This window comes from Streptomyces venezuelae (assembly GCF_008642315.1).
GTDB lineage: Bacteria > Actinomycetota > Actinomycetes > Streptomycetales > Streptomycetaceae > Streptomyces > Streptomyces venezuelae_D.
In genome coordinates this window covers 4553627-4568412 of the sequence record NZ_CP029192.1, presented here as the reverse complement: position 1 = coordinate 4568412, position 14786 = coordinate 4553627, and the positions used below count along the sequence as shown (strand labels likewise).

The following is a 14786-nucleotide window of genomic DNA, read 5'->3' as shown; positions in this document are numbered from 1 at the left end:
TGGTTGTATCGGGGTGTGCCCGACAACGCGGCGAGCGTGCGTGCCGGGCGTCGCGGGGCAGGCGGGACTTCCGACACAGGCCCTAGGCCCATCACGGAGGACGAGCAGCGTGGAGTACCGCATCGAGGACCTGGCGCACCACAGCGGTGCCACGGTCCGGACCATCCGCGCCTATCAGGACCGCGGTCTGCTCCCCCGCCCGGAGCGCCGCGGCCGGGCCAATGTGTACGGGGACGCGCACCTGGCTCGGCTGCGGCAGATCGCGGACCTGCTGGACCGCGGCTACACCCTGGCCTCCATCAAGGAGCTCCTGGAGGCCTGGGACGCCGGGCGCGGGCTCGGCGGGGTGCTCGGTCTGGTCGCCGAGGTCGACGGGCCGTGGACGGACGAGAAGGCGGACCGGATCACCCGGGCCGAGCTCGACGCGGCGTTCGGCGGCACTCCGGACGAGGCGGCGGTGGCCGACGCGGTCGCTCTGGGCGTGCTGGAGCCGGTGCCGGGCCGCGAGGACGAGTACCTGGTGCCGAGCCCTCAAGAGTTGTCCGTGGCCGTCGAGTTGTACGCGGCCGGTGTTCCGCTGCTGGCGATCTCCGGGCATTTGCGCGAGTTGAGGGTCCAGGTCGAGCACATAGCCTCGCGTTTCCTGGAGTTCACGACCGAGCACGTCTTCGCGCGCTATCTCGATCATCATCCGCCGACGGAGGCGGATGCGGCCGAGGCTGCGTCCCTCGTGCGCAAGCTGCGACCGCTCGCCCAGCAGTCGGTCGACGCCGAACTGGCGCGCGCGATGCGGATGTTCGCAACCAAGCACCTGCGGCAGCATCTGGAGTCGGGTGCGGTGCCGCCAGTGGCGGAAGAACCCCAGTATGTGGCTCTGCCTGTTTCCACAATGCGGGCTGTGCAGGCGCTTGTTGGCGAGGAGAACGCGGCGGCTTTCATCGCCGCGGCTGCCGAACGTGAGGTGCAGACACGGACATTGGACGCCCTTTCCGCACATAGCCGTAGCAGTAGTTAAGTTGGGCAAATGCCCTTTCTCGGTTGCGAGTTGTCCACAGAATCGTCAACTGGCCTGTGGATAACCGGACTTGGTTGTGGATCAAACATGCGAGCCGGAATCTTTCGATGAAAAGCCGGTGGACAAAAATCGAGTGCGCGGAGAACGGGTGAGCGCGACGCTGAGCGCATGAAAGAAGGACGTCCCACAGAAGAGGGACCCCGTGCAGCGGACGAACAGCGCACCGTGAAGGTGTCCAAGTACCTGTCGAAACACCTGCGCCACAGCCCGCACCGGATCGGACTCACCCTCGACGCGAACGGCTGGGTGGAGATCGACGCGCTCCTCGCCGCGGCCGCCGCCCACCGCTTCCCGTTCACCAGGGCCGAGCTCGACCACGTGGTGACCGTCAACGACAAGCAGCGCTTCGCCATCGAGGGCGACCGGATCCGCGCCAGCCAGGGCCACTCCGTCGAGGTCGACCTCGACCTGCCCCCGGCCTCCCCGCCCGCGTACCTCTACCACGGCACCGTCGCCGCCCACCTGGCCGCGATCCGCGCCGAAGGCCTGCGCCCCATGAACCGGCACGCCGTGCACCTCTCGCCCGACCGCGAGACAGCGACGCGCGTAGGCGCCCGCAGGGGAAGGCCCGTCGTCCTGTCCGTCGACGCGGGCACGATGCACCGCGCCGGGCACGTCTTCCAGGTCAGCGCCAACGGCGTCTGGCTCACGGCCGCGGTGCCGCCCGGCTTCCTGCGGCTTCCCGAGCCGCGCTGAGAACCCTCTCGGGACTCGGCCTCAGCCGAGCTGGGCGATCGCCTCCGTGGCGATCTGCTCGAACACCGACTGGTCCGCGGCGAAGTCGGACCCGGGAATCGGCCAGTGGACGGCGAGCTCGGTGAAGCCGAGCTCCTGGTGGCGCCCCGCGAAGTCCACGAAGGCGTCCAGCGACTCCAGCGGACGGTTGCGGTCCGGGGTGAAGCCCGTCAGAAGGATCTTGTCCAGTTCGGCCACGTCGCGGCCGGCCTCCGCGCACGCCTTGCCGAGCTTGTCGACCTGGCCGCGGATCGCCTCGCGGGACTCCTCGGGCGTGCCCGACTCGTAGAGCTTCGGGTCCCCCGTGGTCACCCACGCCTGCCCGTGCCGGGCCGCGAGGCGCAGACCGCGCGGGCCGGTGGCCGCGACCGCGAAGGGCAGCCTCGGCCGCTGCGCGCAGCCCGGGATGTTGCGCGCCTCACGCGCCGAGTAGAAGGTCCCCTCGTACGTCACCGCGTCCTCGGTGAGCAGCCGGTCGAGCAGCGGCACGAACTCGCCGAAACGGTCGGCCCGCTCACGCGGGGTCCACGGCTCCTCGTCGCCCTTGAGCAGCGTCGTCGCGTCGAAGCCGTTGCCTCCGGCGCCGATGCCGAGGGTGATCCGGCCGCCGGAGATGTCGTCGAGCGAGATGAGTTCCTTGGCGAGCGTCACGGGGTGCCGGAAGTTGGGCGAGGTGACGAGCGTGCCCAGCCGCAGCCGCTCGGTGACCGTCGCGGCGGCCGTCAGGGTCGGCACGGCGCCGAACCACGGGCCGTCGCGGAACGTGCGCCAGGCCAGGTGGTCGTACGTGTACGCCGTGTGAAAGCCGAGCTCCTCGGCCCGCAGCCACTGTTCGCGGCCACCTTCGTTCCAGCGGTGCACGGGGAGAATCACGGTGCTCAGGCGCAGACTCATGCCTCAGAGCTTACGGGGGACAGCAGCGCGCCGGCCCACTCAGATGTGCGCCCCAGCGCACGCCCGTGCAGACATGTGCGGGACAATCGACGGCGTGACCTCAGCTACCCCTGGGCCCCGGACCCCGGCCCCCTCCGCCCCCGCAGCCAGCAGCCCGGCCGCACCGCGGCCGCGGCCCCGGCTGATCGCGACGGACCTGGACGGCACATTGCTGCGCGACGACAAGTCGGTCTCCGACCGCACGGTCGCCGCCCTCGCCGCCGCCGAGGCCGCCGGGATCGAGGTCTTCTTCGTGACCGGTCGCCCGGCGCGCTGGATGGACGTCGTCAGTGCCCACGTCCACGGCCACGGCCTCGCCATCTGCGGCAACGGCGCCGCGGTCGTCGACCTGCACGGCGGCCCCGGCACCCACAGCTTCGTCAAGGTCCGCGAGCTGACGCGGGAGTGCGCCCTCGACGTCGTGCGCCGGCTGCGCGCCGCCGCGCCGGGCACGTCCTTCGCGATCGAGCGGACCGGGGGACTGCACCACGAGGAGACGTACCCACCGCTCCACATGGAGCCGGGCGAGAGCGTCGCGCCCGCCGAGAAGCTGCTCGCCGAGACCCTCGCGGACTCCGCGGTCGCCGAACAGCCCGTACTGAAGGTGCTCGCATTCCACCCCGGTCTCGCGCCCGACGAGTTCCTGATCCTCGCCCGCGCGGCCATCGGCGACCGCGCGACGGTCACCCGGTCGAGCCCCAGCGCCCTCCTGGAGATCAGCGGCCCGGGCGTCTCCAAGGCGAGCACCCTGGAGCTGTACTGCGCCGAGCGCGGCATCACGCCCGCGGAAGTCGTCGCCTTCGGAGACATGCCGAACGACATCGAGATGCTCACCTGGGCGGGTACGTCGTACGCGATGGGCAACGCCCACCCGGACGTCATCGCCGCGGCCTCCGGGCGCACGGTCGCCAACAACGACGACGGGGTGGCGGTCGTGATCGAGCAGATTCTGGCGGACCGGCGGGCGTCGGACGGCGTCTGACACCAGCCCCACGTTCGACGTCTGACATCAGCCCCACGTTCACAAGGCGACCCCTCGCTCCGCCAGCCACTTCCGCGGGTCCACCCCCGACCCCAGGTAGGGCGTGAGCCGGACCTCGAAGTGCAGGTGCGGCCCTGTGGAGTTGCCGGTCGTGCCCGCCTGCCCGACCCACTGCCCCGTCCGTACCCGGTCCCCCTGGTCGACGGTGACGGCCGCGAGGTGCGCGTACTGCGTGAAGTACCCGCCCGCGTGCCGCACCACGACCTCGATGCCGAAGCCCCCGCCGCACGACACGCTCTCCACCCGCCCGGCACCGACCGACCGCACCGGCGCCCCGATGCCGACGGCGAAGTCCTGCCCGGTGTGCCGGTGCGCCCAGCGCTCACCGGCGCTGTCGAACCCCGCCGAGAGCTCGTACGACTCCACGGGCGTCACCCACGCGCGCGTGACGGGCGTCCGCTGCTGCGTCAGCCGTACGGCACCACGGCACCGCCCCGCGGCGACCGACCGGTCGGCCTCGCCCTGCAGGGTCCACCGCGCGGTCTCCAGCTTCCGTTCGATACCGCGCTTGAGGTCGCCCAGGCGCGCGTTGCGCCGGTCCAGGGAGCGTTTGGCGCGGTCCGCCCTGCGCTTGGCGACGGCGAGGCCCGACGCCGCACGCCGGGTCTTGGCGACGGCACTGTTGACGGCCAGGTCCGCCTGCAGCATGGCCTGCTTGCCGCGCATGAAGGCGTCCGGGCTTTCGGCCAGGAGGAGCTGCACGGTGTAGGGCAGTCCGCCTCCTGAGCGGTACTGGGCGCTGGCCAGCCTGCCCAGGTCCGCGTGCAGCACCGCCATGTGACGCCGCTTCGCGACCAGGAGTCGGTCCAGTTTCCGGACCTTCTTCTTCTGGACGCGCGCCGCCCGACGGCCCTCTACATAGCGTGCGGTCGCGGCGGAGGCCTCTTCGTAGAGCCGCGCCACGTCGGCGCTCGCACTAGGGCCTGTGTCCGAGGAATCCGAGGAAGAGGAGGCGGCGGGCGGGGCGGGTCCGAGCAGCGCGCACAGCAGCACCGGCACACAGACGAACGGGTGCGGACGGCGGCGGCGCAGAGGCATGACACGGATCGTTTCCCGCCGGGCGGCACGGGCCCTGTGGGACTCGTGTACCGGGGGACGCGGTGCCCCGTACGGCCCAGACGCGTACCGCCGAACAGGGCGGTGGTCACCTCCGAACAGGGGCGGTCAGTACGGCGCTTCCCACACCACCGTCGTCCCGCCCCCCTCCTCGCCGATGCCCGGCCCGTACCAGCTGTCGCCGCCGAGCGACTCGGCCCGCCGCTTGAGGTTCTTCAGGCCGCTGCGCCGACCGCCCTCCGCGATGCCCACGCCGTCGTCGGCGACCGTCAGACGTACGCCGTGCTGCCCGTCCGCGAGGACCACCGTCGAGTCCACGACGACGTCGATACGGGCCGCCTGCGCATGCCGGAACGCGTTGGACAGCGCCTCCCGGAGCGCCGCGATGAGGTTCTTGCCCGTCAGTTCGCCGACCACCGCGTCGACGGGGCCCACGAAGTGGTGCGAGGGCTTGAAGCCCAGCGGCACGGCGGCCATGTTGATCTCGCGCAGGACGCGGGTGCGCAGCCCCGACGGCGCCTCCGCGGGACCCTGCTGCAGCGCGAAGATCGCCGTGCGGATCTCCTGGATCGTCACGTCCAGCTCGTCGACGGCCCTGCCGACACCGACCTGCACCTCCGGCACGACCGACCTGCGCTGCGCGCTCTCCAGCATCATCCCGGTCGCGAACAGCCGCTGGATGACGAGGTCGTGCAGGTCCCTGGCGATCCGGTCGCGGTCCTCGTACACCGCGAGCCGCTCCCGGTCCCGCTGGGCCTCGGCCATCATCAGCGCGAGCGCGGCCTGCGAGGCGAACTGGGTGGCGAGGGTCCGCTCCGCCTCGCTGAAAGGGCGCGCCCCACGCGCGCGGGGCGTCACGAGCGTCCCCAGGACACGGCCGTCGCTCTGGAGGGGCAGCATCATGACGGGGCCGTAGGCGCGGGCGATGTCGGTCATGATGCGGGGGTCGGACGCCGCGTCGTCGACGAAGACCGACTCTCCTTCCAGGAGGTCGGCGACGATGCGGCTCTCCGGAGGGACGATCACGCCGAGCGCCCCGCTGGGCTCGTCGGAGGAGACGGCGACGACCTCCATGCCGCCCTCGTCGTCGGGCAGCAGCACGATGCCGGCGGCGGAGTCCGCGAGGTGCCTGGCCTGCTCGGCGACGACCGCGAGTGCTTCCTCGGCGTCGCTGCCGGACAGCAGTGCGGTGGTCACCGCCACGGAGCCGTCGATCCACCGTTCGCGCTGTTTGGCCGCTTCGTAGAGGCGCGCGTTGCCGATGGCGATGCCCGCCTCCGTGGCGAGGACACGGACCATGTGCACGTCGTAGTCGTTGAATTCCGCGCCGTCGCGCTTCTCGGTCAGGTAGAGGTTTCCGAAGATCTCGCCCTGGACGCGGATGGGGACGCCGAGGAACGTCCGCATCGGCGGGTGGTGGGCCGGAAAGCCGCAGGAGCGCGGGTCGGCGGAGAGGTCCGCCAGACGCAGCGTCCTCGGCTGGTGGATGAGGGCGCCGAGGAGCCCGCGGTGTCCGTCCGGAAGGCGCCCGATCCGCTCCGCGGTCGCTTCGTCGATGCCGTGGTAGACGAAGTCGGAGAGGCCCTCGCCGTCCTCGGCGACGACGCCGATCGCGGCGTAGTGCGCGTCCGCGAGCTCGGCGGCGGTCTCGCAGATGCGGTCCAGGGTGGTGTGCAGTTCGAGCCCGGTGCCGACCGATCGCATGGCTTCGAGCAGCTGCGGCACCCGCGATGTCAGCTCGGGGGACAGCCCTTGGAGGCTGCGGGTCGCCCGCCCCGCCGCGGCTTCCACCATGTCCGGTGAGCCGTCGGGGAGCGGGGAGTCGGCTGAGGCCGAGGGTACTGACATGCCTTTGAGCCTAGTAAGTCCTATTTACCGGGGAAAGTCGAAGCTGTACACGTCGGGCCACTCGAGACCGTGCGCACCGGGCCGCCTTCACCCGGCCACCAGCAGATCTGCCGCCCTCTCGACGTCCAGCATCCGCCGCAGCGGCCCCTCCTCCGCCGCCAGTTCCGCGTACGTGCCGCGCTGCGCCACCCGGCCCGCGTCCAGGACGATCACCTCGTCCACGGCGTCGAGCCCGGCCAGCCGGTGGGTGATGAGCAGCGTCGTGCGCCCCTCGGTCGCGGCCAGGAGGTCCGCGGTCAGGGCGTCGGCGGTCGGCAGGTCGAGGTGCTCGGCGGGCTCGTCCAGTACGAGGACGGGGAAGTCGGCGAGGAGCGCGCGGGCCAGCGCGAGCCGCTGCCGCTGCCCTCCGGAGAGCCGCGCGCCGTGCTCGCCGACGAGCGTGTCGAGACCGTCGGGCAGCGCGTAGGCCCAGTCGTCGAGCCGCGCACGCTCCAGGGCGTCGCGCAGTTCGTCGTCCGTGGCGTCCTTCTTGGCGAGCAGCAGGTTCTCACGCACGGAGCTGTCGAAGATGTGGGCGTCCTGCGCGCACAGGCCGACCATGCGCCGCACGGTGTCGCCGTCCAGCGCGGGCACGCCGCCGCCACCGGCCGCGCCCGCCCCACCGGCCACGTGCGTTCCACCGGCCGCGCCCGTCGTCCCACCGAGCGCGTCCGTCCCACCGAGTGTGTACGTCCCTTCGTACGCTCCGAGGAATCGCAGCAGCACCTGCGCCAGCGTCGTCTTGCCGGATCCGGACGGCCCGACGACGGCGATCCGGCGTCCGCGCTCCAGCGTGAGGCCGACGCCCGCGAGGGCGTCCCGGTCCTGACCCTCGTAGCGTGCGCGCAGCCCCTCGACACGCAGCGGGAAGGGCGTCTGAGGCGCCTGTGCGGGCTCGGCGGGCTCGGGTACCGGCACGGGTGCGTCGAGGACTTCGTAGACGCGCTCAGCGCTCTTCAGGACCCGCTGGCGGTACTGCACGGCGAGGGGCAGCCCCATCACCGCCTCGAAGGCGGCGAGCGGGGTGAGGACGACCGCGGCGAGGGCGACGCCGCTGAGCCGGCCGTCATGGACTGCCTGCACGCCGACGAGCGCGGCCGCGGCCACGGTGAGCCCGGTGACGAGGGCGCCGAGTCCGTCGCCGAGCGCGGTGGCGGTGGCGCCGCGGGAGGCGATGCGGGTCAACTCGGCATCGGCCTCACCGGCCCTGGCGGTACGCCGCTTCAGCGCACCCGCGACGGTCAGCTCCGCGGTCCCCGTGAGCAGGTCGGCCACACGCGTGGCGAGCACCCCGCGCGCGGGAGCCAGCTTTCGCTCCGCGCGGCGGGCCACGGCGCCGCTCACCAGCGGCACGGCGACACCCGCCGCGAGCAGTCCGGCGGCGAGCACGGCACCCGCCTCGGGCAGCAGCCAGGCGGTGAACCCGACGGCTCCCGCGCCGACGACGGCGGCGGAGGCGGCCGGGAGCAGCCAGCGCAGCCAGTAGTCCTGGAGCGCGTCGACGTCGGCGACCAGCCGGGTGAGGAGGTCGCCGCGCCGTGCGCCGCGCAGCCCTGCCGGGGCCAGCCGCTCCAGGCGGCGGTAGACGGCGACCCGGGTGTCGGCGAGCATCCGCAGCACGGCGTCGTGCGAGACGAGGCGCTCGGCGTACCGGAAGACGGCGCGGCCGATGCCGAAGGCGCGGGTCGCCGTCACGGCGATCATCAGGTACATCACCGGGGGCTGTTCCGAGGCGCGCGAGATCAGCCATCCGGAGGTGGCCATGAGCCCGACGGCGCTGGCGAGCGCGAGGCTTCCCAGGAGCAGCGCGAGCGCCAGCTGTCCGCGCCGCGCCTGGGCGGCGTCCCGGACCCTGGCCAGCACCCCGGCGCCCGAACGCGACGGCTCACTCGTGGGCTCGCTCTTCGGAGCGTCGGGCCTCATCGCGTCACCGGCCACGCCCTCCGTGCCGCGGGCGGCCGGACCGGCCTTGCTGCCGGCGACCGGGTGGGCAACGCCGTCGCCCACCTCCAACCGCACCACGCGGTCGGCGACGGCCAGCAGCGCGGGCCGGTGCACGACCAGCAGAACCGTCCGCCCGACGGCCAGTCGGCGAACCGCTTCCACCACGCCCGCCTCGGTCCCGCCGTCCAGCGCCGCCGTCGGCTCGTCGAGCAGCACCACGGGCCGGTCCGCGAGGAACGCGCGGGCCAGCGCGAGCCGTTGCCGCTGCCCGGCGGAGAGTCCGGTGCCGTCCTCCCCGAGGAGGGTCTCCACCCCGTCGGGCAGCGCGTCCACGAACTCCAGCGCACCCGCGTCCCGCAGCGCGTCCCGCAGCAGCGCGTCGTCCGCGTCCGGCCGCGCCAGCCGTACGTTCTCCGCGACGCTCCCGGCGAACAGGTGCGGCCGCTGCGGCACCCACGCGACGCGCTCGCGCCACCGCTCGGGCGAGACCTCCGCCAGATCGACGCCCCCGACGCACACCCGCCCCTCGACGGGCCGCACGAAGCCGAGCACCACGTTCAGCAGCGTCGACTTGCCCACCCCGCTGGGGCCCACGAGCGCCACGGTCTCCCCGGGCGCGACCTCGAGGGACGCCCCGGAGACGGCGTCGGCCGTCCGCCCCGGGTACCGGACCGTCACGCCCTCCACGCTCAGGACACCCGAAGGCGCCGCCCCGGTCCCGGCAGCCGGCACCGGGGTCTCCAGGACCTCGAAGATCTCCTCGGCGGCCGAGAGCCCCTCCGCCGCCGCGTGGTACTGCGCGCCGACCTGCCGCAGGGGCAGGTAGGCCTCGGGAGCGAGGACGAGGACGACGAGTCCGTCGTACAGCTCCATCTCGCCGTGGACGAGCCGCATGCCGATCGTGACCGCGACCAGCGCGACCGAGATCGTCGCGAGCAGTTCCAGGGCGAACGACGACAGGAAAGCGATGCGCAGCGTCCGCATCGTCGCCTGCCGGTACTCACCGGTGATCTTGCGGATCGACTCGGCCTGCGCTTTGGCACGGCCGAACACCTTCAGGGTCGGCAGCCCCGCGACCACATCGAGGAAGTGCCCCGACAGGCGCGAGAGGAGCCGCCATTGGCGGTCCATGCGGTTCTGCGTGGCCCAGCCGATCAGGATCATGAACACCGGGATGAGCGGCAGCGTCACGACGATGATCGCCGCCGACACCCAGTCCTCGGTGACGATGCGGGCGAGCACCGCCACCGGCACCACCACGGCCAGCCCCAACTGCGGCAGGTAGCGCGAGAAGTAGTCGTCGAGCGCGTCCACGCCGCGCGTCGCGAGCGAGACGAGCGAACCGGTCCGCTGACCGGTCAGCCACCCCGGGCCGAGCTCCCCCGCCCGCTCCAGAAGCCGTCCCCGCAGCTCGGACTTGACCGCCGCGCTCGCCCGGTGCGCGGCGAGCTCGGTCAGCCAGGAGACCAGCCCCCGTCCTGCCGCGACCACCGCGAGCAGCACCAGGGGAGTGCCCAGGTCACCTACGGAGTGCCCGTCCTGGAAGGCGCCCACCACGATCTCGGCGATGAGCATCGCCTGTCCGACGACCAGGCCCGCTCCGGCCAGCCCCAGGACCACGACCGCGACAAGGAAGAAGCGAGTGGCGCGGGCGTACCGGAGCAGACGCGGGTCGATCGGTTTCACGTGAAACACACCCTCCGAAGAGCAGGGAACGGGCAGTTCGTAGCGGTCTCAGTGCGCGGCGTCCGCGATGTGCTGCGTCCCGATCCGCTTGCGGAACACCCAGTACGTCCACGACTGGTAGAGCAGCACGACCGGCGTCGCGATGCCCGCGCACCACGTCATGATCTTGAGGGTGTACGGGCTGGACGAGGCGTTGGTGACCGTCAGGCTCCACTCCTCGTTCAGCGACGACGGCATGACGTTCGGGAAGAGCGTGAGGAAGAGCATCGCGACGGCCGCCGCGATCGTGATCCCCGACAGCGCGAACGACCAGCCCTCACGGCCGATCTTGATGGCCGCGATGGCTCCCACCAGGGCGACCACCGCCACGATCATCGCGATCAGGCTCTTGCCGTCCCCCTTGTCGGCCTGGGTCCAGATCATGAAACCGAGGGCGAGAACAGCGGTGACGAGCCCCAGGCCGAGCGCCGTCTTCCGCGCCCGCATCCGGATGTCGCCCACGGTCTTCAGCGAGGCGAACACCGCGCCGTGGAAGGTGAACAGCGTCAGGGTGACCAGGCCGCCGAGGATCGCGTACGGGTTGAGCAGGTCCCAGAAGTTGCCCACGTACTCCTTGTGGGCGTCGATCTTCACGCCCCGCACGATGTTGCCGAACGCGACGCCCCACAGCACCGCCGGGATCAGCGAGGTCCAGAAGATCGCGTGTTCCCAGTTGGTCTGCCAGCGTTCCTCCGGCCGCTTGGCGCGGTACTCGAAGGCGACGCCGCGCACGATCAGGCAGATCAGGATGATCAGCAGCGGCAGGTAGAACCCGGAGAAGAGCGTCGCGTACCAGTCGGGGAAGGCGGCGAAGGTCGCGCCGCCCGCGGTGAGCAGCCAGACCTCGTTGCCGTCCCAGACGGGCCCGATGGTGTTGATGAGGACCCGCTTCTCGACCCGGTCACGGGCGAGCAGCTTGGTCAGAATGCCGATCCCGAAGTCGAAGCCCTCCAGGAAGAAGTAGCCGATCCACAGGACGGCGATCAGTACGAACCAGACGTCGTGAAGTTCCATGTCCGCGTCACTCCTTCCTTCAGTACGAGAAGGCCATGGGCCGGTCGGCGTCGGAATCGGAGTCGGAGTCCGAGCCGGTGCCCTTGCCCGAGCCGGGTCCGCCGATCTTGGTGGGCGGGTTGAGGTCCGCCTCCGTCAGCTCGGGCGGGCCCTTCCTGACGTACTTGAGCAGCAGCTTCACCTCGATCACGGCGAGGATCGCGTAGATCAGCGTGAACCCGATGAGTGAGGTGAGCACCTCGCCCTGCGAGACCCCGGGGGAGACCGCGTCCCGGGTGCGCAGGACTCCGTAGACCACCCAGGGCTGTCGTCCCGTCTCGGTGAAGATCCAGCCCCAGGCGGTGCCGATGAGGGGGAAGATCAACGTCCACTGCGAGAGCCGCCACCACCAGTTGCCGAGCTTCGGCGACAGCTCCGTGTTCTTGGTGAGCATCAGCTTGGGGACGTCGTCGGCACCGGTGCGGTGCTCGGGTGCGAGCCAGAACTTCTTCCGCGTCAGCCACAGGCCCGCGGTGCACAGCGCCATCGAGACGCCGCCGAAGCCGATCATCCAGCGGTACGACCAGTAGGTGGTGGGGATGTTGGGCCGGTAGTCGCCGGGCCCGTACTTCTCCTGCGCCTGCTTGTTGAGGTCGTTGATGCCGGGGATCTCGGCGCTGAAGTTGTTCTTGGCGAGGAAGGACAGGACGCCGGGCACCTCGATGGCGACGTCGTTGTGTCCCTTGGCGACATCGCCGTACGCGAAGAGCGAGAACGGCGCCGGCTTCTCGGTCTCCCACAGCGCCTCGGCGGCCGACATCTTCATCGGCTGCTGCTCGTACATCACCTTGCCGAGGGTGTCGGCGCTGACGACGGTGAGCAGGGTGCCGACGAACGCGGTGACCAGGCCGAGCCGCATCGACATCCGCATGGTGCGGATGTGCTGCTTCTTGCGCAGGTGGACGATGGCGATGCCGGTCATGAAGGCGCCGCCGACCAGGATGGCCGCCGAGATGACGTGGAAGAAGTTGACCAGCGTCGTCTCCTGGAAGAGCACCTTCGCGAAGTCGGTGAGCTCCGCGCGCTTGGTGCCGTCCCGCTCCACGATCTTGTAGCCGACCGGGTGCTGCATAAAGGCGTTGGCGGCGATGATGAAGTACGCCGACAGGACCGTGCCGATGGAGACGATCCAGATCGTCGCGCAGTGCAGCTTCTTCGGCAGCTTGTCCCAGCCGAAGATCCACAGGCCGATGAAGGTCGACTCGAAGAAGAAGGCGATCAGCGCCTCGAAGGCGAGCGGCGCCCCGAAGACGTCACCGACGAAGCGGGAGTAGTCGGACCAGTTCATGCCGAACTGGAACTCCTGCACGATGCCGGTGACGACACCCATGGCGATATTGATCAGGAACAGCTTTCCCCAGAACTTCGTCGCCCTGAGGTAGTGCTCCTTGCCCGTCCGCACCCATGCCGTCTCGAGGATCGCCGTCAGGGCGGCGAGCGAGATCGTCAGGGGGACGAACAGGAAGTGGTAGACGGTCGTGATGCCGAACTGCCATCGCGCCAGGGTTTCCGGCGCCAGAGCCAGGTCCACTGCGTCTCTCCTTACTCGCCGTGCCCACAGAGACCAGTCGCCCCATTTTTCCCACCCATCTCGGGACGAAACGGGGCACGCTTGTGAACGCGTTCACATTCACAAGCATTATGTCGTACTGATGACCGGAGCCCCAAAGGGGGGTCCCTCTTACCGAGGGAAACGCCTCGGGCGCGAGAAAAGGCCCCGGACGGATACGCCCGAGGCCTTCCCTGGAACTTCAACATATTGTTGAATCCGCGCCATGCAGATACGGATCTCCTGGCCCGCAGGCCACCTCACCGCGACCCTCGCCGAGACTCCGACCAGCCAGGAGCTCGGCAAGGCCCTGCCGCTCTCCGCCACCGCCAACACCTGGGGCGAAGAGGTCTACTTCGACACGGGCGTCAGCGTCCCGCGCGAACCCGACGCCCAACAGGTCGTCGAGCCCGGCACGGTCGCCTTCTGGACCGACGGGGACGCCCTCGCACTCCCCTACGGGCCGACCCCGATCTCGCGCGGCGACGAATGCCGCCTCGCGAGCCCGTGCAACCTCCTGGGCCGGATCGACGGCGACCCGGGGAAACTGGCCTCCGTGCGCGCCGGCGACCCCGTACGGGTCGAACTCGTCCAGGACTAGGGCGCACCCAGCGAAGACGCACCCGGCGAGGACGGCCTAGAGCTCCTTGCGGAAGGCCTCCGCCGCCTGTAGGAAGAGGTCGTTGGCCTCGGTCTCGCCGATCGTGGCCCGCATGCCCTCGCCCGCGAAGGGCCGCACGACCACACCGGCCTTCTCGCACGCCGTGGCGAAGTCCGTCGTACGGTCCCCGAGCCGCAGCCACACGAAGTTCGCCTGCGTCTCGGGCACCGTCCAGCCCTGCCCCCGCAGCGCCTCGACCACCCGCGTGCGCTCGCCGACCAGCGACCCGACCCGGCCCATCAGCTCGTCCTCGGCACGCAGCGACGCCACCGCCGCGTCCTGCGCCAGCTGGCTCACGCCGAAGGGCACCGCCGTCTTGCGCAGCGCGGCGGCCACCGGCTCGTGGGCGACCGCGAAGCCGACGCGCAGCCCCGCGAGGCCGTACGCCTTCGAGAACGTCCGCAGAACGCAGACGTTCGGGCGGTCGCGGTAGATCTCGATGCCGTCCGGCACCTCGGGGTCACGGATGAACTCGCGGTACGCCTCGTCCAGGACGACCAGGACGTCCTTCGGCACACGGTCGAGGAACCGCTCGAGCTCCGCCCTGCGGACGACGGTGCCCGTGGGGTTGTTGGGGTTGCAGACGAAGATGAGACGGGTGCGGTCGGTGATGGCGTCGGCCATCGCGTCGAGGTCGTGCACCTCGCCGTCCGTCAGCGGCACCCGCACCGACGTCGCGCCGCTGACCTGCGTGATGATCGGGTACGCCTCGAAGGAGCGCCACGCGTAGATCACCTCGTCACCCGGCCCCGAGGTGGCCTGCAGCAGCTGCTGGGCGACGCCGACGGAACCGGTGCCGGTGGCGATGTGCGACGCGGGCACTCCGAAGCGGTCGGCCAGCTCGCTCATCAGGGCCGTGCACGCCATGTCGGGGTAGCGGTTGAAGGTCCCGGCGGCGGCGAGTGCGCTCTCCATCACGCCGGGCAGCGGCGGATAGGGGTTCTCGTTGGAGGACAGCTTGTAGGCCGCGGGACCGTCGGCCGCCGCAGCGGGCTTGCCCGGCTTGTAGGTGGGGATCCCCTCCAGCTCGGCGCGCAGCCTCGGGTTCGTCTCGCTCACCGCAGTCCTCCTCTAGCCATGCACACTCGTGCCGTCACATCAGTTCGAATACTGCTCACCTTATGAG

The 14786-nt window shown here is 71.0% G+C and carries 11 protein-coding genes; 4 read left to right on the top strand and 7 right to left on the bottom strand.

Going from position 1 to position 14786, the window contains the following annotated elements; translation table 11 throughout:
• The first annotated feature begins 109 nt into the window (after nucleotides 1–109).
• Nucleotides 110–1015: a MerR family transcriptional regulator gene (locus tag DEJ48_RS19810; RefSeq protein WP_223832107.1), complete on the top strand. Its 906-nt coding sequence runs from the start codon at nucleotides 110–112 to the stop codon at nucleotides 1013–1015.
• A gap of 168 nt (nucleotides 1016–1183) precedes the next feature.
• Nucleotides 1184–1771, top strand: a complete 588-nt coding sequence (locus DEJ48_RS19805; RefSeq protein ID WP_150217476.1) for an RNA 2'-phosphotransferase — start codon at nucleotides 1184–1186, stop codon at nucleotides 1769–1771.
• Nucleotides 1772–1792: 21 nt separating this feature from the next.
• On the opposite strand, the gene DEJ48_RS19800 is transcribed toward DEJ48_RS19805, so the two are convergent.
• Nucleotides 1793–2704 carry an LLM class flavin-dependent oxidoreductase gene (locus tag DEJ48_RS19800; protein WP_150217475.1) on the bottom strand — a complete coding sequence of 304 codons (912 nt, stop codon included), beginning with the start codon at nucleotides 2702–2704 and terminating at the stop codon, nucleotides 1793–1795.
• Nucleotides 2705–2798: 94 nt separating this feature from the next.
• Here DEJ48_RS19800 and DEJ48_RS19795 point away from each other — a divergent pair, with 94 nt between their 5' ends.
• A complete protein-coding gene (locus DEJ48_RS19795; RefSeq protein ID WP_150217474.1) occupies nucleotides 2799–3725 on the top strand; it encodes a Cof-type HAD-IIB family hydrolase in 927 nt (308 codons plus the stop codon).
• Between the two features lie 39 nt (nucleotides 3726–3764).
• Here DEJ48_RS19795 and DEJ48_RS19790 read toward each other — a convergent pair whose 3' ends face one another.
• The 5 genes from DEJ48_RS19790 to DEJ48_RS19770 form a co-directional block, all read right to left on the bottom strand.
• Nucleotides 3765–4817: a M23 family metallopeptidase gene (locus DEJ48_RS19790; protein ID WP_411757543.1), complete on the bottom strand. Its 1053-nt coding sequence runs from the start codon at nucleotides 4815–4817 to the stop codon at nucleotides 3765–3767.
• Nucleotides 4818–4949: 132 nt separating this feature from the next.
• Complete coding sequence (locus DEJ48_RS19785) at nucleotides 4950–6635, bottom strand: GAF domain-containing sensor histidine kinase (RefSeq protein WP_150221269.1); 1686 nt, start codon at nucleotides 6633–6635, stop codon at nucleotides 4950–4952.
• 141 nt (nucleotides 6636–6776) lie between these two features.
• The gene (cydD, locus tag DEJ48_RS19780; protein WP_411757467.1) at nucleotides 6777–10367 is read right to left on the bottom strand and encodes a thiol reductant ABC exporter subunit CydD; all 3591 of its coding nucleotides are present in this window, start codon (nucleotides 10365–10367) and stop codon (nucleotides 6777–6779) included.
• A 39-nt stretch (nucleotides 10368–10406) separates the two neighbouring features.
• A complete protein-coding gene (gene cydB / locus DEJ48_RS19775) occupies nucleotides 10407–11411 on the bottom strand; it encodes a cytochrome d ubiquinol oxidase subunit II (protein ID WP_150217471.1) in 1005 nt (334 codons plus the stop codon).
• 19 nt (nucleotides 11412–11430) lie between these two features.
• Nucleotides 11431–12981, bottom strand: coding sequence for a cytochrome ubiquinol oxidase subunit I (locus DEJ48_RS19770; RefSeq protein WP_150217470.1), 1551 nt, complete (start codon nucleotides 12979–12981; stop codon nucleotides 11431–11433).
• Between the two features lie 244 nt (nucleotides 12982–13225).
• Between DEJ48_RS19770 and DEJ48_RS19765 the strand changes: the two genes are divergently transcribed.
• Nucleotides 13226–13600 (top strand): cyclophilin-like fold protein, encoded by a 375-nt coding sequence (locus tag DEJ48_RS19765; RefSeq protein ID WP_150217469.1) that lies wholly within the window; start codon nucleotides 13226–13228, stop codon nucleotides 13598–13600.
• Between the two features lie 36 nt (nucleotides 13601–13636).
• On the opposite strand, the gene hisC is transcribed toward DEJ48_RS19765, so the two are convergent.
• A complete protein-coding gene (gene hisC / locus DEJ48_RS19760; RefSeq protein ID WP_150217468.1) occupies nucleotides 13637–14719 on the bottom strand; it encodes a histidinol-phosphate transaminase in 1083 nt (360 codons plus the stop codon).
• Between the last annotated feature and the right edge of the window lie 67 nt (nucleotides 14720–14786).

Bases quoted from the DNA above. Each gene is read 5' to 3' on its own strand.
- DEJ48_RS19805 (WP_150217476.1), top strand. From the start codon at position 1,184: ATGAAAGAAGGACGTCCCACAGAAGAGGGACCCCGTGCAGCGGACGAA.
- DEJ48_RS19765 (WP_150217469.1), top strand. From the start codon at position 13,226: ATGCAGATACGGATCTCCTGGCCCGCAGGCCACCTCACCGCGACCCTC.
- DEJ48_RS19800 (WP_150217475.1), bottom strand. From the start codon at position 2,704: ATGAGTCTGCGCCTGAGCACCGTGATTCTCCCCGTGCACCGCTGGAAC.
- cydB (WP_150217471.1), bottom strand. From the start codon at position 11,411: ATGGAACTTCACGACGTCTGGTTCGTACTGATCGCCGTCCTGTGGATC.
- DEJ48_RS19785 (WP_150221269.1), bottom strand. From the start codon at position 6,635: ATGGTGGAAGCCGCGGCGGGGCGGGCGACCCGCAGCCTCCAAGGGCTG.